The sequence below is a fragment of the Geodermatophilus sp. SMS 5-13 genome, assembly GCF_059428245.1.
Map to the genome: position 1 here is coordinate 2,183,950 of NZ_CP165729.1, position 22,416 is coordinate 2,206,365.

Sequence of the window (22,416 nt, forward strand, 5' to 3'; positions counted from 1 at the left end):
TCCGGTCGGCCAAAGGCTGCGACTCGGGGTACCGCAGCAAGCACTCTCCACAGAGTCGGGTCGGGACGGGAACTGGACCTTGGTCCTAGGACAGAAGTGCACCGAAATGACCCGTAGCCGGGCGCCGGCGGGGCGGGGGGGTGGTCGTCCCGACTCCCCGGGCGAGCGATGAGTTCCGGTGGCCGTCGTCGTTCCAGTAGACAGAGCAGGCACACCCCCTGCGGAGAAGAGGCAGACCATGGACTGGAAGCTCGAAGTCGTCGCCGTCCCGGTCAGCGACGTGGACCGCGCCAAGGCGTTCTACGGCGAGACGCTGGGGTTCCCGGTCGACGTCGACTTCTCCCCGAACGACGACTTCCGGGTCGTCCAGGTGACCCCGCCGGGCTCGGCGTGCTCGATCGTCTTCGGCAAGGGCCTGCCCACCGGCGCCGCCCTCAAGGGCTGCCAGTTCGTCGTCGCGGACATCCGAGCGGCCGTCGACCACCTGACCGAACGGGGGGTGCAGCACAGCGGACCGGTGCACTTCGTCGACGGCGTGCAGACTCCGGGCATCGACCCGCAGGACCAGGACTTCGGCACGTTCCTCTTCTTCGACGACCCGGACGGCAACACCTGGTCGGTGCAGCAGGGGAAGCGGTGACCGCAGCGCCGGCGCGCGACTTCGACGGGGCGACGTCGCCGCACCGGCGCGAGCTGCACGTGCACTGCTACCGGATGCTGGCCTCCTTCGACGACGCCGAGGACGCCGTCCAGGAGACCTACCTGCGCGCCTGGCGGGCGTGGGACCGCTTCGACGGGCAGCACCCGCGCGCGTGGCTCTACCGGATCGCGACCAACGTCTGCACCGACCTGATCCGCGCCCGGGCGCGGCGCGCGCCGGAGCAGGCCACCGAGGTCGCCTGGCTGACGCCCTACCCCGACCGGCTGCTCGACGAGATCCCGGCGGACGACGCCTCGCCGGACGAGCTCGCCGTGGCCCGGGAGACCATCGAGCTGGCCTTCCTCGCCGCGCTGCAGGTGCTGCCGCCGCGGCAGCGGGCGGCGCTGCTCGCGCGGGAGGTGCTCGGGATGCCGGCCGCGGAGACGGCCGCGCTGCTCGAGACCAGCGTCGCCGCGGCGAACAGCGCGCTGCAGCGGGCGCGGGCGACCATGGCCGAGCACCTTCCCTCACACCGCGCCGACTGGTCGGCGCGGGAAGCGAGCCCGGCCGAGCGGGACCTGCTCGACCGGTTCATCGACGCGCACGAGCGCTACGACGCCGCCGCCGCGCTGGCGATCGCCGCCGAGGACATCCGCGTGACCATGCCGCCCTACCCGTGGCGCTTCGACGGGCGGGACGGGTTCGTGCCGCTCCTGGAGCGCGCCTTCGGGCCCGACCGGGACGGCGACTGGCGGCTGCTGCCCACGAGCACCAACCGGATGCCGGCCGCGGCGAGCTACCTGCGCCGGCCCGGCGACACGGTCTTCCGCGCCTTCAAGCTCGACGTGCTGCGCATCGAGGACGGCGCGATCGCCGAGATCACCACCTTCGGCCCCGCCCTGTTCGAGGCCATGGCGCTCCCCGAGACGCTCGACGGCTGAGACGGCCGAGGGGGCTGCGCGGGCCGGAGGACTCGACCATGCTGCGGGGCATGACTGACGCCTCCGGTCCTCCGTTCCGCGCCGACCACGTCGGCAGCCTGCTCCGGCCCGAGAAGCTGCTCGACGCCCGTGCCCGGCACGCGGCCGGCGAGATCGACGAGGACGAGCTGCGCGGCATCGAGGACGAGGCGATCGCCGACGTCGTCCGCCTGCAGCGCGACGCCGGCCTGCGGACGGCGACCGACGGTGAGTTCCGCCGCGCGACCTGGCACATGGACTTCATCTACTCGATCACCGGGATCACCAAGGTCGAGGGCCAGGGCCGGCCGGTGCACTTCCGCAACGCCGACGGCACGATCGACTGGACGCCGGCCGGGCTGCACGTCGACGGCCCGCTCTCGATCGACCAGCCGATCTTCGGCGACCACTTCGCCTACCTGCAGCGCCAGGTCGGCGAGGGGCAGACGGCGAAGCTGACGATCCCGTCGCCGTCGATGGTGCACTACCGCGGCGGCCCCGCGGCGATCGATCCGGCCGTGTACGCCGACGAGGACCAGTTCTGGGACGCGCTGTCGGCCGCCTACGCATCCCAGGTGCGCGGCATCGCCGCGCAGGGCTGCACCTACCTGCAGCTCGACGACACCAGCCTGGCCTACCTCAACGACCCGGCGCAGCGGGCCGAGCTCGCCGAGCAGGGCCGCGACGCCGAGCACCAGCACGAGCGCTACATCCGGCAGATCAACGCCGCGCTGGCCGGCCGGCCCGAGGGGCTGACCGTCACCACGCACATGTGCCGCGGCAACTTCCGCTCCTCGTGGGTGGCCGAGGGCGGCTACGACTTCGTCGCCGAGGCCCTCTTCGGCGGACTGGAGGTCGACGGCTTCTTCCTCGAGTACGACGACGCCCGCTCCGGCGGGTTCGAGCCGCTGCGGTTCGTGCCGCCGGGCAAGCGCGTCGTCCTGGGCCTGGTGACGACGAAGCGACCGCAGCTGGAGAGCAAGGACGAGCTCAAGCGGCGCATCGACGAGGCGGCGAAGGTCGTCCCACTCGAGCAGCTCTGCCTGTCCCCGCAGTGCGGCTTCTCCTCGACCGTCGAGGGCAACAACCTGACCCGCGACGAGCAGATCGCCAAGCTGGCGCTCATCGTCGAGACCGCCGAGGAGGTCTGGGGCTGACGGCCCGTTCACGGTGATGGACCCCGCCGCGACGGCGAGCGCCTGACCGGTCTCGGAAATCCGAGAACCGAAACCGTTCCGACCGGTGTTCCGCGACGGCGCTGCGGGGAGGACGCTGCGGGGCACGGCTTCCCCCAGTGAACGGGTGCGTCGATGGACCTCCTCCACCCCCACCACGGAAAGCACCGCCGCCGGCGGAGGCGGCTGCGCCTCGCGCTGATCGCCGTCGCGGTGCTCGCCGCCGCGACCATCGCCGGCGTGCTCTGGTGGGACGGCGACGACACCCCGCAGGCCCGGGGGAGCACCTCGGACGCCGGCGCCCAGCGCGCGGAGCCCTCGCCCGACGCGACGGCGTCCCCGGCCGCGACGGCGTCCCCGGCCGCGACGGCGTCCCCGGCGGCGACGGCGCCGGTGGCCAGCTCGGCCACGCCGACGCTGGGGCGGCCGATCGCCGTGGGGACGGCGCCGCACGCGGTCGCGGTGTCGCCCGACGGCGGGTTCGCCTACGTCGTCGACCCCGAGGAGGACGCGCTGTACCGGCTGGACACCGGGACCCGCCGCGTCACCGGCAAGATCCCGATCCCCGAGGGGCCGCCGCAGATGCTGGCGTTCTCCCAAGACGGCCGGCAGGCCTACGTCGGCGTCTACACCGACGACTACACGACCAACCTCGTGGCCGTCGTCGACACGGCCACCGACGCGGTGGTCGGCCGGGTGCCTACCGGTCCCGGCCCGTACGCGCTCGCCCCCAGCCCGGACGGCCGCCTGGTCTACGTCGCGCTGTACGGCGGCGACGCGGTGGAGGTCCTCGATCCGGCGGCGGGCACGCTGGTCGGCCGGATCCCGGCGCCCCCGAGCCCGCACTGGATCACGCTCAGCCGCGACGGCCGCACCGGCTACGTCGCCAACCACTTCTCCGACGAGGTGAGCGTCCTCGACCTGGCGGCGGGGCGGGTCGTCTCCGCCATCCCCGTGGGCGACGCCCCGCACAGCGTCGAGATGTCACCGGACGGCACGCGGCTGGCGGTGGCCGACTACCTCAGCAACGACGTCACGCTGATCGACCCGGCGACCGCCGCCGTCGTCGCGACCGTGCCCGACGTCGGCGCCGGACCCCAGGATCTCGCCTTCGCGCCGGACGGCCGGCACCTGTACGCCACCAACGGCGGTGACGGCACCGTCGCCGTGGTCGACGTGGCGGCCGCAGCGGTCACCGCCCGGCTGCCCTCCGGTGCCAGCCCGACCGGCGTCGCGGTGACCCCGGACGGCCGCACCGCGCTCGTGACCAACTTCCACGACGGCACCGTGGCGGTGCTCGAGACGGGGTCGTGAGGACGCCGGTCAGGGGTCGATCAGGTCCCGCAGCCGGGCGGCGTCGTCCTCGGTCCAGCCGGCCGGCCGCAGCACCTGCGCCCAGGCGTCGACGTAGTCGCGGGTGTAGACGTGCCCGTGCCCGGAGGGCACGCCCGACGCGAACGGCAGATCGGCGGTGACCTGCCAGAAGGTCACGAACGGGATCCACGTCATCGCGCCGAGGACGTCGTCACCGGGGTCCTGCTCCAGCCAGTCCGGCCGTGCGTAGATCAGTTGCGGGCTCCACCAGACGATGGGGTCCGAGGAGTGCATCACGTAGAGCACCCGCGACCCGCTCCACGCCGAGTCCACCGGACCGATGACGCTGGCCGGGTCGTCGGTGAAGCGGACCGTCCGCCCGTCCCGGTACTCGGGTGCCACCTCGGGACTGCCCGAGTCGCGGCCGTCGACGAACTCCCGGAAGAGGGTGTTGAAGTTCGGCGGGCCGGTGAAGATGGCGCCGCCGGTCCGGTTGCGCAGGTCGTACTCGCCGCTGAACGCGGTCTCGGCGCCGAAGGAGCCCAGGCTCTCGCCGACGACGATCAGCCGCGGCCGGCCGGCGAGCGGCAGCCGCGACCAGCGGTCGTACACGACGTCGAAGAGGTCCCGGCCCGCCTCGCGCGCCCGGTCCTGGTCGACCAGGTAGGACAGCACCGACGGCAGGTACGAGTACTGCATCGCGACCGTCGCGACGTCGCCGCCGGTCAGGTACTCCACCGAGTCGACCCCGCCGGGGTCCACCCAGCCGGAGCCGGTGCTCGTGACCACGACCAGCGTCGCGCGGTCGAACCCGCCCGCGCGCTGCAGGTCGTCGACGGCGAGCCGGGCCCGCCGCTCGGACGTCGGGGCCGAGTCCAGGCCGGCGTAGGCCCGGATCGGCTCCTGCGCCGCGGCGCCGGTGAACTCGCCGATCTCGGCCGCGGTCGGGCCGGTGCCGGTGAAGTTGCGGCCCTCCCGGCCCAGCGACGTCCAGGAGATCAGCGAGGTGGGACTGCCGGAGCGCTCGGGCGCCTCGGGGCGGGTGGCTTCCTGGTCGGTCCGCCCGTTGCTCAGCGAGAACGTGCTGTCCGCCGCCGACACCAGCCCGTCGAGCACGACCCCGTTGCCGACCAGCAGCGCGGTGACGGCGACGACGGCCCAGCCGACCGCCCGCGCCGCGCGCTCGCCTATCCACCGGTTGAGCCGGCTGGCCAGCCACCGGTAGACCCAGCGCAGCGCCCGGGACACCGCGATCAGGAACGCGAACACGACCGCGGCCACCAGGGGGACGACGAGCAGCGAGCTCAGCCCGTCCGGCGGCACCCCCATCAGATCCCGGATCCGCGTCTGCCAGGAGCGCCCGAACGCCGAGGCGACGACGAACGCGACGAGGGCGACGACGGCGAACACCTGCCAGGTGCGGCGGCGGGGCGGATGCTCCTCCCGGTCGGCGAAGGCCCGCCAGATCCACGCGCCCAGCACCCCGACGCCGTAGCCGATCGCCGCGGTGATGCCGCAGACGATGCCCTGCACCAGCCCGCTGCGCGGCAGCAGGGACGGCGTCAGCGACAGGCAGGCGAACACCAGCGCGCCGGAGAGGCCGGGCAGCGTGTACCGCCAGCGCCAGTGCCACCGCTGCAACCGTCGCTCGGGCCGCTTCCGCGTGCCGGCCGGCGCCGGCGCAGGCGCCTCGACCTCGTCCAGCGTCGTCATCTGCCCACCACCAGCGGTCCGAGAGCGGGTCGGAACACGGGGTCGTGCGGGCGTCGGGGCGCGGGCCGGCGCTCGGAAGGAGAGCGTAGGCGGCCGACGGACCGCGGTCGATCACCTCGATCGGCACCGGTGACGTTGGTCCCGCCGCGGTCGGCTCCGGAACGACCCCGTTCCCTCTACGCTGGCCGCGCACCATCCCCCGGTATCAGTCGGCGGGTCCCGCGCCTCTTCTGCTGTCGACACCCGTCGGAGGAGGGCACCGTGGACGTTCGGAGCCGGCGGTCGGGCGGGCGGGCGGTCGCCCTCCTGTCCGGACTGGCGCTGTGCGGCTGTGCGTCGCAGGCGGCGACCTCGTCATCGGCGGCAACATCGGCGGCAACGACGGAGGCGGCGTCGGAGGCGGCGTCGGAGACCGCGACGCAGGCTGCCTCGACGGAGGCGGCGTCGCCGACCGGGCAGTCGCCCGCGACCTCGCCGTCGTCATCGGAATCGGCCGGGTCGCCCTCGTCCGGGTCCTCGTCGTCCGGGTCCTCGCCCGGATCCACCTCCTCCCGGACCTCGTCCGGCTCCTCGGCGGCCCGGACGACGGCGTCCTCGGCGTCCTCGGCGTCCTCGGCGTCCTCGGCCTCCCGGTCGCGGTCCAACCCGAATCCGCCGCCGGGGACGACCTCGTACGACCTCCCCGGGCAGGGCGACGACCTGCACCAGCAGCAGCAGTGGGAGGAGCGGCTCCGCAACGGCTGCGACGACAACGGTTTCGCCCGGGACTGCCTGACGTTCAGCTACGACGTGTACGCGGACGAGGACGGCGTGCTCGCCCCGATCGCGAACCCCGGCGACGAGTACGACGACCGGGAGGGCACCTACACCTGCGCGGTGGAGAAGCTCGATCCACCGCCGGGGACCCCGGTGGCCGTCGGGACCGTCATCCACCTCACGATCGTGTGCCGCGCGGACGAGGACGAGTCCGGTGGCGGGGGCACGGAGGACGGGAGCGACGGCACCGGCCAGGAGAGCGGGACCACCACACCCTGAGGACCGTGCCGCGCCTGTGCCGGTAGTGCGGCGGGCCGCCCTGCGGTTACGGTCACGCGGGTGACCAGGACGCGGGTCGTCGTCCCGGCGCTCGCCGTGGCCGCGGCCCTCCTCGTCGGGTGCGACCAGACGGCGTGGCTCGACGAGGTCGCCCGGGCGGCGATGCCGACCGACGGCCCCGCCCTGGCCGCGTTCCTCCGGGAGGGCACGGCGGACCTGCGCAGCGCCCACGTCGAGCAGGAGGCCACGGCCGCCGGCGCCACGATCACCGGCAGCGGCGACGAGACGCTCGACAGCGGGCGCACCGAGACCCTGGACCTCACGCAGACGATCCCCGGGGCCGGGGACATCCGGGTGGTGCTGGTCGACGGGAAGACCTACGTGCAGCTGCCGCAGGCGGTCAACCCCTCCGACAAGCCGTGGCTGCTCATCTCCTCGACCAGCAGCAATCCGGCGGTGCGGCGGCTCGCCGCGTCGCTGGAGTCGCTCACCCAGTCCAGCAACCTGGACCGGTACGCCGCGTTCGCCGAGGCGGCGACGGTCGAGGTGATGGGGGAGGAGCGGGTGGCCGGCGTGGTGGCGACCCACTACGGGCTGACGGTCGACGTCCTCCAGCTGCCGAACGACATCCCCGGCCGGCGGGACCTGCTCAGCGCCGGCGTGGTGCGGCTCCCGGTGCAGCTGTGGGTCGACGTCGAGGGCCGGCCGGTGCAGGCCGGTCAGGAGCTGACCGTCCAGGGCCAGGACGTCGCCACGATGGTGACTCTGGGTGACTTCAACGAGCCGGTCAGCATCAGCGCCCCGCCGGCGGACCAGGTCGACACCGCCTGAGCGACGCGTCACCCCCTCGCCGACCGCGCAAGCACTTGTCGCCGGGCGCTGCGGGCTGCACTGTGGTTGCCGTGGATTCCTGGCCATGGGGTGGGCCGGACCTGTCGGCCGGCAGCATCGAGGTGAAGGCAGAGCAGGACGGCGTCGTCCTGCACATGCAGGGGGAGATCGATGCGCTGGCGATGGACCGGTGGCGGAACTCGTCCGACGACGACCGGTCGGCGATCATCGCGGTCGACGTCGGCGCGATGACCTACATCGACTCGACCGGACTGGCCTTCCTCGTGCAGTGGGCCAAGAACTGCGCGGAGGAAGGCCGGCCCGCGTTGATCCGGGGCGGCACCGCCCGGTTCGACCAGACCCTGGAGCTGATCGGGCTGAGCTCCATGTTCGTCCGCGAGAGCTGACCGGCCCGGTCGGAGCCGGTCAGCGCACACCGTCCAGCAGACCGAGGCGTTCGAGGACGCCGACCAGGTACAGCCGGCGCGGCCGGATCAGCCCCGGGACGTTGCACCACCCGTGGCCGGCAACCTGGGCCATCCGGCCGAGGGTGCGGTCGACCTCGGCGCGCGCCTCCTCCGGTAGCTGCGCGTACACCGCGACCAACTGCTCGCCGGTCAGCTCCGGCAGGCTCGGCCCGGTCGACACCGGCACGTCCGCGGCCGGGACGGCGGGCGCAGCAGGCGCTGCCGGTACGGACGGGGCGGCAGGCGCGGCAGGCACCGCAGCGACCGGGGCCGGCGGCGGGGAGGCGGGGACGACCGGCCGGCTCCGCGGTGCGGCCGGGCCGCCGGCGGCAAGCAGCCGGCGCAGGTAGGCACCGGGGCTCTTGATCTCGGCGAACCGCGTGGAGATCTCCCGCAGCGCGGCCTCGAGCACCTCCGGGTCGGCGGTCCGGACGACGGACTCGGCGTCGAACACGCCCCACTGCTCGAGCATCGCGATGACGTCGGAGGCCGGAAGGCCGGCGACGACGACCGGCACCGAGACCGCGGCCGGACCCGACTCGTCGCCCCGGGACCCGACCGGCGGCGGCGTCAGCCGCGCGTCGGGCGTCGAGAGAGATGAATGATCTTCATTCATCTCATCCTCATGACGGTGACTGCGCGCACCGGTGTCGGAGAAGCTGCCACCGGTATGACCTGCGGATCCGGTCCTGATGTCAGGTCCGCTGACACCGGTCGACGTGATGTCGGTTTCGGTGACATCGGCTGCCCGGGAACCGGTGTCAGATTCCGTGACAACGGTGGGCGCATCACCCAACGGCCGGTCACTGTGCGTGAGGGTCTGCCGGCGTTCGACCGCGCGGTAGAGCTCCGGGCAGAGCACGTACCGGCCGCGGCCGAACCGGTCGGCACGGCCGCCGACGCCGCGGGCCTGATGGCGGTCGAGGAAACCGGCCTGCTCCAGCTGGGTGACCATCTCGCCGGCCTTCTGCCGGCTGCAGCCGAGCTGCTCGGCGAGCTTCGAGGCGTTGGTGTCGACGACGAGGCGATAGCCGTCGTCGCCGGCCATGCAGATCAGCGTGAACAGCGCCGAGAACAGCTTGACGCCGAGGGCCTTCTGCAGCTGCAGGGCGGCCTCGGGCATCACGGTCACCTTCAGGCCACCGCCGGGGGCGATCCCGTCGGTGGTGTAGGCGGCGATGGTCTTGGTGACCTCGAAGACGAGCGACGGCCGGGCAGCGGTCGTCGCACTGGCCCCCGGTGGCGGGGGAGTTGAAAGGGTCATCGTGTGGCGGCTTTCCGAGCGCAGGGCGCGCGGCACCGCAACAGCGGACCCACGCGTCCCGAAGGCAACAAGACAACATGTCGACCCGGCGGACCCTTGCTAGCCTTTGTGGCGTCTACTCCGGAGGCTCTAGCAGGTCGTCGGGCGTGTGCGTGGCATCAGCTGGCAGGCTGGTGCCACGTTGCGTTTCTGGGGGCGGTCAGCTCACGACGCCGCTCCGGCAGGGCGCGCCAGCGGTGTGCGGACGCATCGTCACTGCGCTTTTCCCCGACACCGGGACGATCACGCGGCGGCGTCGGCGGCCACGGCGGGCACCGACAGGGTGATCACGAGCAGCGACGCGTCCGGCAGCGGATAGCTGCGCAGGTAGTCCGCCAGCCCGCTGGGGTCGTTCAGCAGCTCGACGTCGCCGTCCCCGTCGATGACGACCAGGCCGCTCCAGCCCGGCTGCAGCCGCTTGCGCTTGAGCCGCAGCGCATCGCTGAGCCGGCGTAGCTGCTCACCGCGGACGCCGAGCCGGTGCGCGGCCATCGCGAAGCGGCCGACGGCCAGATCGCTGGTCGAGTAGAGGACCGGGCGGGTGTCGCCGCGACGGCGTCGCTGCTCGGCACCGAGCACGCCGGCCCGCTCGAAGGTGTCCAGCTCCGTCGCCGTCAGTCCGAGCTCGTCCTCCACCTGGGCCCGGGTGTAGAACCCCGGCTCACGAGAGGTACGGCGGGCTCGGGTGGGCGCCGTGGTGCTCGTCGCCACCAGACCTCCTCGAGTTACACGCGAGTGATTAACCGGCGAAATCCTCACACGGTCCGCGGGGGTCCACCGGCGCGACTCGCGGGGTGCGTCCCGGGAGTTCGGGGGTCTCGTCCCTCCAGTCCCAATCAGGGGGCACACCCCCCGAGTGACACACGTGCGGCACGGAGTCTCCGGGGGTAGCGCTCCCTAGTTGCGAAAGAGCGGAGTTGCGCAACTACTTCGGTTCCTGTTGTCCTGAGTTGCGCAACTTCGGTAGGGATGACTTCTTCGAACCCTGTCGTCACGTTTGGTGTCGACGTCGGCACCTTCCGGGTAGCGTTGCGCAGGATTCGCAGGCGCGACGAGGCGTTGCGCAAGAACGGACGCGAGGTTGCGCAAAATGACCGATTCGCCGGCTGACGGCCTGGAGGGTGACTTCCTCACGGTCGAGCAGCTGGCCCAGCTGCGCCAGGTCACCCCGGCGGCGATCCGCGCGCAGCTGCGGGCCGGCAACCTCGCCGGCGAGCAGGTGCTCCAGGGCCAGCGGACGGTCTGGCGCATCCCGGTGAGCGTCGCCCGCGGGTACCTGGAGCGGTCGGGCGGTGCGGTCCCCACGGCGCCGTCCGAGCCGTCGCCGTCCGAGCCGTCGCCGTCCGAGCCGTCGCCGTCCGAGCCGTCGCCGTCCGAGCCGTCGCCGTCCCAGCCGTCGCCGTCCCAGCCGGCGCCGTCCCCACCCGGTCCGGCGGCGGACGTCCGCCCGGCACCGCCGGTGACCGCGTCGGAACCGGAGCCGTTCCCGCGGACGATCGGGCGTGGTGCAGTCGCTCCGGTGTCGTCCGGTCGGGTCGAGGCGCTCGAGGCCGAGGTGCGCCGGTTGCGCCGCCGGCTGTCGGCTCTGGCGGAGGCGCACCGCCGGCTGCTCGACGCCGTGACCGCCGATCTCGACGAGGCGTGACCGGGGGACTCCGTGGTCAGCGGGCGGAGGGGCGTCCGTTCTGCAGCGTGTCCCGGATGCCGGGGGGAGCGGCGGCGTCGGGGCCGGCCGGCACGAGGATCCACAGCAGCGGGTAGACGAGGATCCCGGCGCCGATGAGGGCCAGCGCGATGAAGCCGATCCGCCAGATCAGGGCCTCGACGCCGCTGTACTCGGCCAGGCCGCCGCAGACGCCGCCCAGGACCTTGTTGGTGGTGCTCCGGCGCAGGTGCGGACGCGGCGGGACGACGGCCTCCGGGGCCGGTGGCGTCGGCTGGGCGGCCTGCGACGCGCCGTCGGGGGAGGGGGTCTCAGGGCGGGACGTGGCTGTCATGCCGACGAGAGTCGCGCCCGCCCGAGCCGCGGACCACGGCGAAAGGTCCCCGCCGCCACCGGGTCTTCGGGCCCGAGCCGGCGACCTGGTTCCCCTCGCCCCCCCCGGCCCGTTCAATGCGGGGGAGCGCAGTGCCGAGCACGCCGGAAGGTGCACCGATGGCTGTGGACATGCTGCCCCCGTGGGTCGAGCCAGAGCTGGCCACGCTGACCCACGACCGGTTCTCCGACGCGGCGTGGATCTTCGAGCGGAAGCTCGACGGCGAGCGGTGTCTCGCGTTCGCCGACTCGTCCGGGGTGCGGCTGATGAGCCGGAACCAGAAGGAGGTCACGACGGCGTTCCCGGAGGTCGCGGGCGCGCTGGCCGGCCGGCGGCGCGGGGACCTGCTGGTGGACGGCGAGATCGTCGCGTTCGACGGGGAGCAGACCCGGTTCGAGCGGCTGCAGCACCGGCTCGGCTTCGTCCGCCCGTCGGAGGAGCTGCTCCGGGAGGTGCCGGTCGTCTACTGCGTCTTCGACGTGCTCTACGCCGACGGCCGGGACGTCCGGTCGCGGCCGCTGCTGGAGCGCAAGGAGCTCCTGGCCCGCGGCCTCGGCTTCGGCGACCCGCTGCGGTTCACCGAGCACCACGCGCGGGACGGCGAGGCCCTCTACGCGCAGGCCTGCCGGGACGGCTGGGAGGGGCTGATCGCCAAGCGTGCCGACTCCCCGTACCTGAGCGGGCGGACCCGGGACTGGCTGAAGTTCAAGTGCCTGAACGAGCAGGAGTTCGTGATCGGCGGCTGGACCGACCCGCAGCGCTCGCGGGTGGGCTTCGGTGCGCTGCTGCTCGGCTACTACGCCGGCGGCGAGCTGGTCTACGCCGGGAAGGTCGGCACCGGGTTCGACACCGAGACGCTCAGAGAGCTGCGGAACCGGCTGGCCCCGGCGGAGCGCCACTCCCCGGCCTTCGCCGCGGGCCGGTTGCCGGCTCCCCGCGGAGTGCGCTGGGTGGAACCGCGCCTGGTCGCCCAGATCGGCTTCGCCGAGTGGACCGACGATGGCCAGCTCCGCCAGCCGCGGTTCCTCGGCCTGCGCGACGACAAGGACCCGGCGGAGGTGGTCCGCGAGGTGCCGGCGTGACCTGCCGGTTCCGCGCGTGGTGGCTGTCAGTCCGCGGATCGCCCGTCGTAGCTGAGCAGGTCACCGGGCTGGCAGCCGAGGATCTCGCACAGCGTGGTGAGGGTGGAGAACCGGATCGCGCGGGCGCGGTCGTTCTTGAGGATCGACAGGTTCGCGATGGTGATGTTCGCGCGCGCGGCGAGTTCGGTGAGGGTCATGCCCCGTTCGGTCAGCAACCGGTCGAGGTGCACGCTGATCTGGTGCTCGGTCTGCTCCGGGGCCATTCAGATCGTTCCCGCGACGTCGTCCCGCAGTTCCGCGCCGTGGGCGAAGACCGCGGCGAGCACGAAGGCCAGCAGGCCACCGAGGAGCAGGCCGCCCGGCAGGGTGAAGCCGGCGACGCCGAGGTCGACCGACGGCAGGGGTGGCAGGTCGTCGAACAGCGCCGTCCGCAGCGAGTAGTCGATCAGCTCGACGACGAGTCCGCCGGCGACCAGCAGGGTGCCGAGGCTGCGCAGCCGGCGGACGTTCCGCGGACCGAAGGGGTCGTTGCGCACCACCGACTGCAGCAGTCCGCGCACGAGCCACAGCCCGCCGATGACCAGTGCGACCGGGCCGACGTCCCGCGCCGACTGCAGGAGCATCTGCCCGACCGTGGGGTCCCTGACCTCGACGGTGACGTCGGCCCAGTTGTCCAGGACCAGCGCGGGCGGGAGCGGCCCCAGGTCCTCGGTGGAGATCTGCATCGGCACCCGCAGCGTGTCGCCGTAGAGGAGCGAGTCGCCGCCGCGGGCGATGCCCACCCCCATCGAGACGAGAACCAGCACGCCGAAGGCCACCGCGCCGACCAGGAGGACGGTGGCGAGCCCGTAGGCGAAGGTGACGGCGGTTCGGGGAGTCGACGTAGCCGGCATCGTGCACCACCGATCGACAAACGATGTTATCGATGAACGATAACATCGTTTTCCGATAAGCCAAGTCCCTGGGCAACCGGGGCCGGACAGCGACGAGTTCGCACGAGCAGCCGTGGCTGCCAGTGCGGACTCGTCGGGGACTGCGGCCGCCGACCTGCGGGGGAACCGCAGGCCAGCAGCTAGCGGAACTCAGATGTCGTAGTACATCGCGAACTCGTGCGGGTGCGGGCGCAGGCGGATCGGGTCGATCTCGTGCTCCCGCTTGTACTCGATCCACGTCTCGATCAGGTCGGGCGTGAACACCCCGCCGTCCACCAGGTACTCGTGGTCGGTCTCGAGGTTGTCGAGGACGGCGTCGAGCGAGGCCGGGACCTTCTCGATGCCCAGGGCCTCCTCGGGCGGCAGCTCGTAGAGGTCCTTGTCGACCGGCGCCGGCGGCTCGATCTTGTTCTTGATGCCGTCGAGGCCGGCCATCATCATCGCCGAGAAGGCGAGGTAGGGGTTGGCCGACGGGTCGGGCACGCGGAACTCGATGCGCTTGGCCTTGGGGTTGTCGCCCGAGATCGGGATGCGGCAGCAGGCCGAGCGGTTGCGGGCCGAGTAGACCAGGTTGATCGGCGCCTCGTAGCCCGGCACCAGGCGGTGGTAGCTGTTCACCGTCGGGTTGGTGAAGGCCAGCAGCGACGGGGCGTGGGCCAGCAGGCCGCCGATGTAGTGGCGGGCGGTGTCGGACAGGCCCGCGTAGCCGGTCTCGGCGTGGAAGAGCGGCTCGCCGTCCTTCCAGAGGCTCTGGTGGCAGTGCATGCCGGAGCCGTTGTCGCCGAACAGCGGCTTGGGCATGAAGGTGACGGTCTTGCCGTGCGCCCAGGCGGTGTTCTTGATGATGTACTTGAACAGCATCAGGCTGTCGGCCGCGCGCAGCAGCGTGTCGAACTTGTAGTTGATCTCCGCCTGGCCGCCGGTGCCCACCTCGTGGTGCCCGCGCTCGAGCTCGAGGCCGGCGTTGGTGAGGTTGACCATCATCGTCGAGCGCAGGTCGCTGTAGTGGTCGAACGGCTCGACCGGGAAGTAGCCGCCCTTGGGCCGGGTCTTGTAGCCCAGGTTCGGGCCGCCGTCCGCGCCGGACGCGGCGCCGGAGTTCCACGAACCCTCGACCGAGTCGATGTGGTAGTAGCCCTCGTTGATCCCGGTCGAGTGCCGGATCGAGTCGAAGATGTAGAACTCGGCCTCCGGGCCGAAGTACGCGGTGTCGGCGATGCCGGACGCCGCGAGGTACGCCTCGGCCTTCTTCGCCACGTTGCGCGGGTCGCGGCTGTAGGCCTCCCGCGTGATCGGGTCGTGGATGAAGAAGTTGACGTTCAGCGTCTTGTGCTGGCGGAACGGGTCGAGGTAGGCGCTGTTCGCGTCGGGCAGCAGCAGCATGTCCGACTCGTTGATGGCCTGGAACCCGCGGATCGACGAGCCGTCGAAGCCGAGGCCGTCGTTGAACACGTCCTCGCCGAACGTCGATGCCGGGATGGTGAAGTGCTGCATGACGCCGGGCAGGTCGCAGAAACGCACGTCGACGAACTCGACGTCGTTGTCGCGGATGTAAGCGGCGACCTCGTCGGGACTGGTGAACATCGATCCTCCGGGAGTGGGCGGACAGCCGACGGCGACGCTACGAGCGCGGAGTTGCCCTCCGGTGTCTCGGTTGTTTCAGGCCGGTAACAAGGGTTCCCGGCGTGTCGCCGTGGCCCCCTGCAGGGTCCCACCGCGAGCTTGCGAGTGGTGGGGGCAGGGGGTCCTTTAACTACGCTGGCGGTCATGGTCAGGGACGCAGCTCAACCCTCTCAGGAGCGCCGGCGCGGCGCCTCCCTGGGGTTGCCCGCCGAGGGCCCCGGCTCCCTGGCGAGCTTCGGCACCCGCGTCGTCGCCTTCCTCGTCGACGCGATCGCCTCGGCGTTCATCGCCGGCCTGTTCACCGCCCCGCGGCTGCCCGGCAACTGGAGCCTGGTCAGCTTCGCGGCGATCACCGTCGGCACGCTGGTCGTCTTCGGCCAGACGCCGGGCATGCGGGTGTGCGGCCTGCGGCTGGCCCACCCGCAGGAGGGCTCGCGGCTCGCCCCCTGGCGGGCCGTCGTCCGGACGGCGCTGCTGATCCTGCTGCTGCCGGCCCTGCTGGTCGACGCCGACGGCCGGGGGTTGCACGACCGGCTCACCCAGACCGCCGTCGTCCGGGAGCGGTAGCTACCGCTCGACCTGCAGACGCGACTCCATCGCGAACACGACGAGCTGGGCCCGGTCGCGCGCCCGCAGCTTGAGCATCGCCCGGCTGACGTGCGTGCGCACCGTCGCCGGGCTGACCACGAGCTCGGCGGCGATCTCGTCGTTGGAGCGGCCGGTCGCCACCCACGCCACGATCTCCCGCTCGCGCTCGGTGACCTCGCCGATGCCGGGACGCGGGGCCGAGCGGCGGGCCGGCGCAGCGGCGAACTGCTCGATCACCCGCCGGGGACGGTGGGGGAGAGCAGCGACCCGCCGTCGGCGACCACCCGGATCGCCCGCAGCAGTTCCGCGGGGTCGCCGTCCTTGAGCACGAAGCCGCTGGCGCCCGCCGCCAGCGCTTCGAAGACGTACTCGTCGAGCTCGAACGTCGTGAGGACGACGACCCGGACGCCGGCGAGCGCCGGGTCCTCGCTGATCCGGCGCAGCGCGGTCAGCTCGTCGGTGCCCGGCATCCGGATGTCCATGAGGACGACGTCCGGCCGGGCCGCGCGGACCAGGTCCAGGCCGGCCGCGCCGTCGGCGGCCTCACCGACCAGCTCGGCGTCCGGCTCGGACTCGAGCAGCACCCGCAGGCCCATGCGGACCAGCGCCTGGTCGTCGACGACCGCCACCCGGATCACGGCGATTCCACCCGTGACGAAACCGCGAGCGGGCTCGGCCCGGACCTCGAACCCGCCCGCCGGCGCCGGACCGGCACTGAACCCGCCGCCGACCGCCTCCGCGCGCCGGCGCATCCCGGCGAGGCCCGACCCCGGCGGCGCCGCCGTCCCGGGACGGACGGCGCCGCGGTCGCGCACCTCGACGGTCAGCCCGCCGTCGCCGCAGGTGAGGCGCGCTTCCGCCGGGGCGCCGCCCGCGTGCCGCAGCACGTTGGTCAGCGACTCCTGCACGATCCGGTAAGCCACCGAAGCGATCTCCGCCGGGACGTCGGGGCAGGGCTCGATCCTGCGGCTGCGCCGCTGGCCGGCGCTGTGGGTCCTGCTCGGCGTCTGGATAACCCTCAACGTGAGCTTCGGGTACGTGTTCGACTACATCGCCTACCGCACGGGGGACCCCTCGACGGTCGGTCCCGCCGCCGGCGCCCCGGCCGGGACGCTGCTGGCCGGCCTGCTGCCCGCGGCCGCGCCGGTGACGCTCACCCAGGGCATGCCGATGTTCGGCGGTGCGCTGGTGATGATCATGGGCGCCCTCGCCGTGGGCAGCGGCTACGGCTGGGGGACCTGGAAGACGGTCCTCACGCAGGGACCTTCTCGCGCGGCGGCGTTCGGGGGCACGCTCGTCGCGCTCGCCGTCTTCGTCGTCGGCCTGGTGCTGGTCTCCGCCGTGGTGGACCTCGGCGTCTCCAGCGGGATCGCGGCGATCGAGGGGCAGCCGATCGACCTGCCCTCGGCCGGGAACTGGATGCAGGCCCTCGGCACCGGGCTGCTGGTGCTCGGCATGTGGACGGCGGCCGGCGTGCTGGTCGGCGTCCTCACCCGCAGCCCGGCGCTGGGTGTCGGCCTCGGGCTGCTCTGGGCGCTGGTCGTGGAGACGCTGCTGCGGGGGGTCAGCGGTGTGCTCGACGCGATCGCCGTCGTCACCGACCACCTGCCCGGCACCGCGGCGGGGTCGCTGGTCGGGGCGCTCGGCGGGACCGGCGAGCGGACCCCGGGCGTGGTCGACACCCTGACCGGGCCGGTCGCCACCGCCTGGGTCGCGCTCTACCTGGCCGGGTTCGCCGTCCTGGCGCTGGCCCTGGTGCGCCGTCGCGACGTCCCCTGAACGCCGCAGGGGACTTTCGGCGCGGAAAGTCCCTCGCGAGCTCCGGACTTTCCGCGCCGAAAGTCCGGAGCTCAGCGGCGGCGGACCTGGCGCTGGCTGATGGTCATCGACTTGCCGCCGGGCAGCGGGCCGCCGGGCACCGGCATCTTCGGGCCGCCGAGCGCGCTCATCCGCCGGCCGAGGGCGTTGACCTCGGCCGCGGTCAGGTTGCGCGGCAGCTTCATCACGTGCGCCGAGAGCTTCTTCAGCGGCACCTGGCCCTCGTCGTCGCCGACGATCACGTCGTAGATCGGGGTGTCGCCGACGACGCGCGCGACCTTCTTCTTCTCCTGCGCCAGCAGGCCGCGGACCCGGTTCGGCGCACCCTCACCGACCAGGACGATCCCCGGCCGGCCGAGCACCCGGTGGACGGCGTCCAGCTGCGGGGTGCCGGCGACGCCCGAGGTGACCCGCCAGTCGCCGCGCATGCCCTCGAGCACCCAGGACGCCGCGCCCGGCTGGCCCTCGACCTGCCGGTAGGCGGTGCCCTGCGCGCGCCGGCCGAAGACGATCAGCGCGGTGAGGACGGCGAGCAGGATCGCGATCGGCAGGAACAGGAACGGTGAACCCAGCAGGATCGCGATCACCTCGACGACGGCGAAGACCGCGACGAAGACGATCAGCAGGATCCACGGCAGCTTGGGGTCGTTCTTGCGGGTCATCGTGTAGGCCTGCTTGATCATGCCCAGCTGCGCGCCGAAGCGCTTCAGCCGGCCAGGCTTCTTCTCGCCGCTCTTCTTGTCGCCCTTGCGGCCGGACGCGGTCGCGCCGCTCGCAGCGCCTCGCCCCCGCCCGCCGGCCGCGGGCCCGCGTCCGGCCTTGCCGCTGGGAGCAGGGGTGTCTGTGGGCTTGCTGCGTGCCATGCCCCCAGGATAAGGGCGCGTCGGCGCCGTCCCGAGGATCAGGCCTGCGCCGTCACCCCACGCGCCTCGATCGCCTGCTGGTAGAGCCGCCCCGCGCGGTAGGAGCTGCGCACGAGCGGCCCGGCCAGCACCCCGGCGAAGCCGATCTTCTCCGCCTCGGCGGAGAACCCGACGAACTCCTCGGGCTTGACCCAGCGGACGACGGGGTGGTGCCGGACCGACGGGCGCAGGTACTGGGTGATCGTGAGCAGGTCGCAGCCGGCCTCGTGGAGGGCCTGCATCGTCTCGACGACCTCGTGCGGCTCCTCGCCCATGCCGAGGATCAGGTTGCTCTTGGTGACCAGGCCGGCCTCGCGGGCCGCGGTGAGCACCGACAGCGAGCGCTCGAACCGGAAGCCCGGGCGGATCCGGCGGAAGATCCGCGGCACGGTCTCCACGTTGTGCGCGAGCACCTCGGGCCGGGAGGAGAACACCTCGGCCAGCTGGTCGGGCTTCGCGTCGAAGTCGGGGATCAGCAGCTCGACGCCGCAGCCGGGGACGGCGGCGTGGATCTGCCGGACCGTCTCGGCGTACAGCCACGCCCCGCCGTCGGGCAGGTCGTCGCGGGCGACGCCGGTGACCGTGGCGTACTTCAGCTGCATGGTCGCCACGCTCTCGGCCACCCGCCGCGGCTCGTCGGCGTCGAAGTCGGCGGGCTTGCCGGTGTCGATCTGGCAGAAGTCGCAGCGCCGCGTGCACTGGTCGCCGCCGATGAGGAAGGTGGCCTCGCGGTCCTCCCAGCACTCGTAGATGTTGGGGCAGCCGGCCTCCTCGCAGACCGTGTGCAGCCCCTCGCGGCGGACCAGCGACTTGAGCTCGGTGTACTCCGGGCCGGTGCGCAGCCGGGTCTTGATCCACTCCGGCTTGCGCTCGATCGGCACCTGGCTGTTGCGGACCTCGAGGCGCAGGAGTTTGCGGCCGCCCGGCCCGATCGGCGATCCCGGGTCCGTGGTCGGCGCGGCCGTCTCCGTCATGACCTGCACGGTACCCGGACACACGGCCGCCCCGGGCCGAGCGCGGGGCTCGTCCCGGGGCGGACGAAGGACCTCCCTGCCCCTCACCGCTCGCACGCTCGCGGCGGGAGCCTGCAGGGAGGCCGGGTCAGGCGGGGTCCTGCGGGTTCAGGCGCGGTTCCTGGCCGCGGTCGGCCAGCGGGGTGCCGCCCGGGCCGCGAGGGGTGTCGGTGGGGTTGGTGGCGTCGGTCCGCGGGTCGACACCGCTCGGGCCTTCCGCCACGGCGTCCGGACCGGCGACGGTCTCGGAGAGCGCCGGGTCCGCGGGACGGATCGAGCCGGGCTCGGGAACGTCACCCCGGTTCTCGTCGTCCGGACCGCCGACCGGCTGGTTGATCTGCGTGCCGAGGTCGTCGTCCGGCGGCGACGCGTCGCCCGGTGCGGTCTGCCCGGCAGAGGGCGTTCTCCCTGATTCACTGCTGGGCACGGGGTCCTCCCGGTAGCTGGGAACGGGGCCGTCACCGGCCGGGGCGGGGGTCCAGGACTCGTTCGACCCCTTCAGCCGCCGGAGGACGGCGAACGCGACCCCGCCGACGGCGAGGACGGCGAGCAGCCACGGCCAGCGCCGCGGCTCGGGCTCCACGCCGACCTTCCGCTTGACCTTGGTGGCGGTCTTCGCGGCCTTCTTCTCCAGCTGCTTGCGCTGCTTCTTGGCCTTCTTCTGCGCCTGCTTGCGTGCCTCGGCGGTGCTCGCGGCGAGCTCCTCGCGGCGCACCTCGATCTCGTGCAGCGCCGTCTCGGCCGCCGCGGCCACGGCCTCCCGGGCCGCGATCACCCTCGGCGCCGCGTAGGCCAGCGCGGCCGCCTGGCCGGCCGCCAGCTTCGGGACGACGTCCTTCTCCAGCGCCTCACGGGCCGCCTCGACCCGCGGCGCGAGATCGGCGGCGGCCTTGACCGCGGCGGCCCGGGCGGCCTCCACCCGCGGGGCGGCGGCCACGCGGGCGGCGTCCACCCGCGGCCCGATCGCCTCGCGCGCGGCCTCGACCCGCGGGGCGACGGCCTCGCGGGCCGCCTCGACCCGCGGGGCCAGGCTGTCGCGGGCGCCGGCCACGACCGGCGCGGCCGCCGCGACGGCGGCTGCCACCTTGGGGGCGGCGGCCTCGCGGGCGGCCTCCACGCGGGGCGCGAGCTCCTCCGCGAGGGCGCGGCCGGCCTCGGTCGCGGCCGTCCCGAGGTGGCTGAGGCCCTCCTGCAGCTCGGCGCTGATGACCTCGCCATGCGTCTTCTTGCGGAACACGGCATGCACCCTTTCCAAAAGATCGACTCGCGGCCATCCTGCCCGGTCCGGGTCGCGAGCACACCCCGGGCCGGCCCGGTGGGCGCAGGTCCGCGCCGCTGGCTAGCGTCGGGCGCGTGCAGCTGCGGATCTTCACCGAGCCCCAGATGGGCGCCACCTACGACGACCTGCTGGCCGTGGCGCGACGAACCGAGGAGACCGGCTTCGACGCCTTCTTCCGGTCCGACCACTACCTGACGATGGGCGGGGACGGGCTGCCCGGCCCGACCGACGCCTGGATCACCCTGGGCGGCCTGGCCCGGGACACGGCGCGGATCCGGCTGGGCACGCTGATGACGTCGGCCACCTTCCGGCTGCCGGGGCCGCTGGCCATCGCCGTGGCCCAGGTCGACCAGATGAGCGGCGGGCGGGTCGAGTTCGGTCTCGGCGCCGGCTGGTTCGAGGCCGAGCACACCGCCTACGGCGTCCCGTTCCCGCCGACCGGCGAGCGCTTCGACCGCCTCGAGGAGCAGCTGGCGGTGCTCAGCGGGCTGTGGCAGACCCCGCGGGGCGAGACCTTCGACTTCGACGGCGCGCACTACCGGCTGGCCGGCTCCCCGGCGCTGCCCAAGCCGGTCCAGGACGGCGGCATCCCGATCATCGTCGGCGGCAAGGGCGCCCGGCGGACCCCGCGGCTGGCTGCCCGCTACGCCGCGGAGTTCAACGTGCCCTTCGCCGGGCCCGAGGAGAACGGGCGCCTGTTCGCCGGGGTCCGCGCGGCCTGCGAGGAGGCCGGCCGGGACGCCGCGTCGCTGGTGTACAGCTCCGCGGTGACGGTCTGCGTCGGCAGGGACGACGCCGAGGTCGCCCGGCGGGCCGCCGCGATCCGGCGGACGCCGGGGCAGTGGGGGCCCTCGGACGTCGGCGGCACGCCGGCCCAGGTCGTCGACGTCCTGGGCCGGTATGCCGAGGCCGGGGCGCAGCGGGCCTACCTGCAGGTGCTCGACCTCGCCGACCTCGACCACCTGGACCTGATCGCGGCCGAGGTGGCGCCCCAGCTCGGCTGAGGCGCCCCCTCCCGCACTTTGTCGCGATAAAGCACCCGTGCTTTGGCGCGACAAACCGCACGGTCGAGCTCAGGCGGCCGGCGTCCAGGCCGGGTCGCGGCCCTGCCAGGCGACGAGCCGGTCGATCGGCGCGGCGTCGTCCGGCACCGGGACGACCGGGCCGAACGGGATGCCCTCGCCGCGGCCCTCGGCGGGCAGCACGCGGTGGGCGGCGGCGAGCGCGGCGCTGACGACGTCGTCGTCCCAGTCGGGCGTCTGCCGGGTGGCCGCCGCGACGTCCCAGGAGTGGGTGGTCAGCTCGCCGGTGTAGGTGGCCAGCGCCGCGGCGCCGGGGAAGGTGCCGAACGGCAGGGTGAGCTCCCGGGTGAGCAGCGCGTCGTCGGCCCAGACGGCGAGGACGTCGTGCGCGGCGGCCCGCGCCGCGGCGGCCCAGCCGTCGTCGGGCACGTCGGTGGTCACCTGCGGAACCGAGAACGGCGGGGCGCCGCGGCCCACGGCGGCCACCCGGCGCAGCACGGACACGAGGTGGCCGAGCAGGGCGCGCACGTCGTACTCCGTGCACGGCGTCGGGCCGGCGAGCTGGTCGGGCCGGACGGCGGACGCGACGGCGACGGCGGTCGCGGTCGCGGCGGCGAACCGGGGGCGGGGGTCGGTCGTCGGCGGTGTCGAGATCGTCATGCCGCCACCGTCGCAGCCAAACTG

General features: G+C 73.4%; 26 protein-coding genes. 12 read left to right on the forward strand and 14 right to left on the reverse strand.

Annotated features, from left to right (window positions below; genetic code table 11):
• Window positions 1-238: 238 nt before the first annotated feature.
• The 4 genes from AB3388_RS10660 (at window position 239) to AB3388_RS10675 (ending at window position 4,088) form a co-directional block, all read left to right on the forward strand.
• A complete protein-coding gene (locus AB3388_RS10660; protein WP_495410742.1) occupies window positions 239-640 on the forward strand; it encodes a VOC family protein in 402 nt (133 codons plus the stop codon).
• Window positions 637-1,581, forward strand: a complete 945-nt coding sequence (locus AB3388_RS10665; RefSeq protein ID WP_495410743.1) for an RNA polymerase subunit sigma-70 — start codon at window positions 637-639, stop codon at window positions 1,579-1,581. The genes AB3388_RS10660 and AB3388_RS10665 overlap by 4 nt, the downstream gene beginning before the upstream one ends.
• Window positions 1,582-1,631: 50 nt before the next feature.
• Window positions 1,632-2,756 carry a 5-methyltetrahydropteroyltriglutamate--homocysteine S-methyltransferase gene (locus tag AB3388_RS10670; protein ID WP_495410744.1) on the forward strand — a complete coding sequence of 375 codons (1,125 nt, stop codon included), beginning with the start codon at window positions 1,632-1,634 and terminating at the stop codon, window positions 2,754-2,756.
• Window positions 2,757-2,909: 153 nt separating this feature from the next.
• On the forward strand, window positions 2,910-4,088 hold the full coding sequence (locus tag AB3388_RS10675; RefSeq protein ID WP_495410745.1) for a beta-propeller fold lactonase family protein: 1,179 nt from the start codon (window positions 2,910-2,912) through the stop codon (window positions 4,086-4,088).
• Window positions 4,089-4,097: 9 nt separating this feature from the next.
• On the opposite strand, the gene AB3388_RS10680 is transcribed toward AB3388_RS10675, so the two are convergent.
• Both AB3388_RS10680 and AB3388_RS10685 read right to left on the reverse strand, forming a co-directional pair.
• Entirely contained in the window at window positions 4,098-5,801 is a 1,704-nt protein-coding gene (locus tag AB3388_RS10680) for an alpha/beta hydrolase (RefSeq protein WP_495410746.1), read from the reverse strand.
• 176 nt (window positions 5,802-5,977) lie between these two features.
• Window positions 5,978-6,445 (reverse strand): hypothetical protein, encoded by a 468-nt coding sequence (locus AB3388_RS10685; RefSeq protein ID WP_495410747.1) that lies wholly within the window; start codon window positions 6,443-6,445, stop codon window positions 5,978-5,980.
• A 145-nt stretch (window positions 6,446-6,590) separates the two neighbouring features.
• Between AB3388_RS10685 and AB3388_RS10690 the strand changes: the two genes are divergently transcribed.
• From AB3388_RS10690 to AB3388_RS10700, 3 genes are all read left to right on the forward strand, one after another.
• Window positions 6,591-6,836 (forward strand): hypothetical protein, encoded by a 246-nt coding sequence (locus AB3388_RS10690; RefSeq protein WP_495410748.1) that lies wholly within the window; start codon window positions 6,591-6,593, stop codon window positions 6,834-6,836.
• 60 nt (window positions 6,837-6,896) lie between these two features.
• The gene (locus tag AB3388_RS10695) at window positions 6,897-7,667 is read left to right on the forward strand and encodes an SCO4651 family lipoprotein (RefSeq protein WP_495410749.1); all 771 of its coding nucleotides are present in this window, start codon (window positions 6,897-6,899) and stop codon (window positions 7,665-7,667) included.
• Between the two features lie 71 nt (window positions 7,668-7,738).
• Entirely contained in the window at window positions 7,739-8,074 is a 336-nt protein-coding gene (locus AB3388_RS10700) for an STAS domain-containing protein (protein ID WP_495410750.1), read from the forward strand.
• Between the two features lie 19 nt (window positions 8,075-8,093).
• Here the strand turns inward: AB3388_RS10700 and AB3388_RS10705 are convergent, their stop codons facing one another.
• Window positions 8,094-9,434 carry a hypothetical protein gene (locus AB3388_RS10705; RefSeq protein ID WP_495410751.1) on the reverse strand — a complete coding sequence of 447 codons (1,341 nt, stop codon included), beginning with the start codon at window positions 9,432-9,434 and terminating at the stop codon, window positions 8,094-8,096.
• Between the two features lie 246 nt (window positions 9,435-9,680).
• Window positions 9,681-10,148 (reverse strand): hypothetical protein, encoded by a 468-nt coding sequence (locus AB3388_RS10710; RefSeq protein ID WP_495410752.1) that lies wholly within the window; start codon window positions 10,146-10,148, stop codon window positions 9,681-9,683.
• Window positions 10,149-10,527: 379 nt separating this feature from the next.
• Between AB3388_RS10710 and AB3388_RS10715 the strand changes: the two genes are divergently transcribed.
• Window positions 10,528-11,082 carry a hypothetical protein gene (locus AB3388_RS10715; protein WP_495410753.1) on the forward strand — a complete coding sequence of 185 codons (555 nt, stop codon included), beginning with the start codon at window positions 10,528-10,530 and terminating at the stop codon, window positions 11,080-11,082.
• A gap of 16 nt (window positions 11,083-11,098) precedes the next feature.
• Here the strand turns inward: AB3388_RS10715 and AB3388_RS10720 are convergent, their stop codons facing one another.
• The gene (locus tag AB3388_RS10720; RefSeq protein ID WP_495410754.1) at window positions 11,099-11,434 is read right to left on the reverse strand and encodes a PspC domain-containing protein; all 336 of its coding nucleotides are present in this window, start codon (window positions 11,432-11,434) and stop codon (window positions 11,099-11,101) included.
• Between the two features lie 158 nt (window positions 11,435-11,592).
• Between AB3388_RS10720 and ligD the strand changes: the two genes are divergently transcribed.
• The gene (gene ligD / locus AB3388_RS10725; protein ID WP_495410755.1) at window positions 11,593-12,555 is read left to right on the forward strand and encodes a non-homologous end-joining DNA ligase; all 963 of its coding nucleotides are present in this window, start codon (window positions 11,593-11,595) and stop codon (window positions 12,553-12,555) included.
• Window positions 12,556-12,581: 26 nt separating this feature from the next.
• Here ligD and AB3388_RS10730 read toward each other — a convergent pair whose 3' ends face one another.
• From AB3388_RS10730 to glnA, 3 genes are all read right to left on the reverse strand, one after another.
• Complete coding sequence (locus AB3388_RS10730; protein WP_495410756.1) at window positions 12,582-12,818, reverse strand: helix-turn-helix domain-containing protein; 237 nt, start codon at window positions 12,816-12,818, stop codon at window positions 12,582-12,584.
• A complete protein-coding gene (locus tag AB3388_RS10735) occupies window positions 12,819-13,448 on the reverse strand; it encodes a DUF2975 domain-containing protein (protein WP_495410757.1) in 630 nt (209 codons plus the stop codon). It lies immediately after the preceding gene.
• 189 nt (window positions 13,449-13,637) lie between these two features.
• A complete protein-coding gene (gene glnA / locus AB3388_RS10740; protein ID WP_495410758.1) occupies window positions 13,638-15,071 on the reverse strand; it encodes a type I glutamate--ammonia ligase in 1,434 nt (477 codons plus the stop codon).
• A 183-nt stretch (window positions 15,072-15,254) separates the two neighbouring features.
• Here glnA and AB3388_RS10745 point away from each other — a divergent pair, with 183 nt between their 5' ends.
• Window positions 15,255-15,677 (forward strand): RDD family protein, encoded by a 423-nt coding sequence (locus AB3388_RS10745; RefSeq protein ID WP_495410759.1) that lies wholly within the window; start codon window positions 15,255-15,257, stop codon window positions 15,675-15,677.
• On the opposite strand, the gene AB3388_RS10750 is transcribed toward AB3388_RS10745, so the two are convergent.
• Together AB3388_RS10750 and AB3388_RS10755 are read right to left on the reverse strand one after the other, a co-directional pair.
• Window positions 15,678-15,935 carry a response regulator transcription factor gene (locus AB3388_RS10750; RefSeq protein ID WP_495410760.1) on the reverse strand — a complete coding sequence of 86 codons (258 nt, stop codon included), beginning with the start codon at window positions 15,933-15,935 and terminating at the stop codon, window positions 15,678-15,680.
• Window positions 15,932-16,621 (reverse strand): response regulator, encoded by a 690-nt coding sequence (locus tag AB3388_RS10755; protein ID WP_495410761.1) that lies wholly within the window; start codon window positions 16,619-16,621, stop codon window positions 15,932-15,934. The genes AB3388_RS10750 and AB3388_RS10755 overlap by 4 nt, the downstream gene beginning before the upstream one ends.
• 100 nt (window positions 16,622-16,721) lie before the next feature.
• Between AB3388_RS10755 and AB3388_RS10760 the strand changes: the two genes are divergently transcribed.
• Entirely contained in the window at window positions 16,722-17,477 is a 756-nt protein-coding gene (locus AB3388_RS10760; RefSeq protein WP_495410762.1) for an ABC transporter permease, read from the forward strand.
• A 71-nt stretch (window positions 17,478-17,548) separates the two neighbouring features.
• On the opposite strand, the gene AB3388_RS10765 is transcribed toward AB3388_RS10760, so the two are convergent.
• The 3 genes from AB3388_RS10765 to AB3388_RS10775 form a co-directional block, all read right to left on the reverse strand.
• On the reverse strand, window positions 17,549-18,379 hold the full coding sequence (locus AB3388_RS10765; RefSeq protein ID WP_495410763.1) for a DUF4191 domain-containing protein: 831 nt from the start codon (window positions 18,377-18,379) through the stop codon (window positions 17,549-17,551).
• 38 nt (window positions 18,380-18,417) lie between these two features.
• Entirely contained in the window at window positions 18,418-19,392 is a 975-nt protein-coding gene (lipA, locus tag AB3388_RS10770) for a lipoyl synthase (RefSeq protein ID WP_495410764.1), read from the reverse strand.
• Window positions 19,393-19,519: 127 nt separating this feature from the next.
• A complete protein-coding gene (locus AB3388_RS10775) occupies window positions 19,520-20,668 on the reverse strand; it encodes a hypothetical protein (RefSeq protein WP_495410765.1) in 1,149 nt (382 codons plus the stop codon).
• Between the two features lie 116 nt (window positions 20,669-20,784).
• Here AB3388_RS10775 and AB3388_RS10780 point away from each other — a divergent pair, with 116 nt between their 5' ends.
• Window positions 20,785-21,714, forward strand: a complete 930-nt coding sequence (locus AB3388_RS10780; protein WP_495410766.1) for an LLM class F420-dependent oxidoreductase — start codon at window positions 20,785-20,787, stop codon at window positions 21,712-21,714.
• Window positions 21,715-21,783: 69 nt separating this feature from the next.
• Here the strand turns inward: AB3388_RS10780 and AB3388_RS10785 are convergent, their stop codons facing one another.
• On the reverse strand, window positions 21,784-22,392 hold the full coding sequence (locus AB3388_RS10785) for a TIGR03086 family metal-binding protein (protein ID WP_495410767.1): 609 nt from the start codon (window positions 22,390-22,392) through the stop codon (window positions 21,784-21,786).
• Between the last annotated feature and the right edge of the window lie 24 nt (window positions 22,393-22,416).

Coding starts and splice junctions, on each gene's coding strand:
- AB3388_RS10660 (WP_495410742.1), top strand. CDS start 239: ATGGACTGGAAGCTCGAAGTCGTCGCCGTCCCGGTCAGCGACGTGGAC.
- AB3388_RS10670 (WP_495410744.1), top strand. CDS start 1,632: ATGACTGACGCCTCCGGTCCTCCGTTCCGCGCCGACCACGTCGGCAGC.
- AB3388_RS10675 (WP_495410745.1), top strand. CDS start 2,910: ATGGACCTCCTCCACCCCCACCACGGAAAGCACCGCCGCCGGCGGAGG.
- AB3388_RS10680 (WP_495410746.1), bottom strand. CDS start 5,801: ATGACGACGCTGGACGAGGTCGAGGCGCCTGCGCCGGCGCCGGCCGGC.
- AB3388_RS10715 (WP_495410753.1), top strand. CDS start 10,528: ATGACCGATTCGCCGGCTGACGGCCTGGAGGGTGACTTCCTCACGGTC.
- AB3388_RS10720 (WP_495410754.1), bottom strand. CDS start 11,434: ATGACAGCCACGTCCCGCCCTGAGACCCCCTCCCCCGACGGCGCGTCG.
- ligD (WP_495410755.1), top strand. CDS start 11,593: ATGGCTGTGGACATGCTGCCCCCGTGGGTCGAGCCAGAGCTGGCCACG.
- AB3388_RS10730 (WP_495410756.1), bottom strand. CDS start 12,818: ATGGCCCCGGAGCAGACCGAGCACCAGATCAGCGTGCACCTCGACCGG.
- AB3388_RS10735 (WP_495410757.1), bottom strand. CDS start 13,448: ATGCCGGCTACGTCGACTCCCCGAACCGCCGTCACCTTCGCCTACGGG.
- glnA (WP_495410758.1), bottom strand. CDS start 15,071: ATGTTCACCAGTCCCGACGAGGTCGCCGCTTACATCCGCGACAACGAC.
- AB3388_RS10745 (WP_495410759.1), top strand. CDS start 15,255: ATGGTCAGGGACGCAGCTCAACCCTCTCAGGAGCGCCGGCGCGGCGCC.
- AB3388_RS10765 (WP_495410763.1), bottom strand. CDS start 18,379: ATGGCACGCAGCAAGCCCACAGACACCCCTGCTCCCAGCGGCAAGGCC.
- lipA (WP_495410764.1), bottom strand. CDS start 19,392: ATGACGGAGACGGCCGCGCCGACCACGGACCCGGGATCGCCGATCGGG.
- AB3388_RS10785 (WP_495410767.1), bottom strand. CDS start 22,392: ATGACGATCTCGACACCGCCGACGACCGACCCCCGCCCCCGGTTCGCC.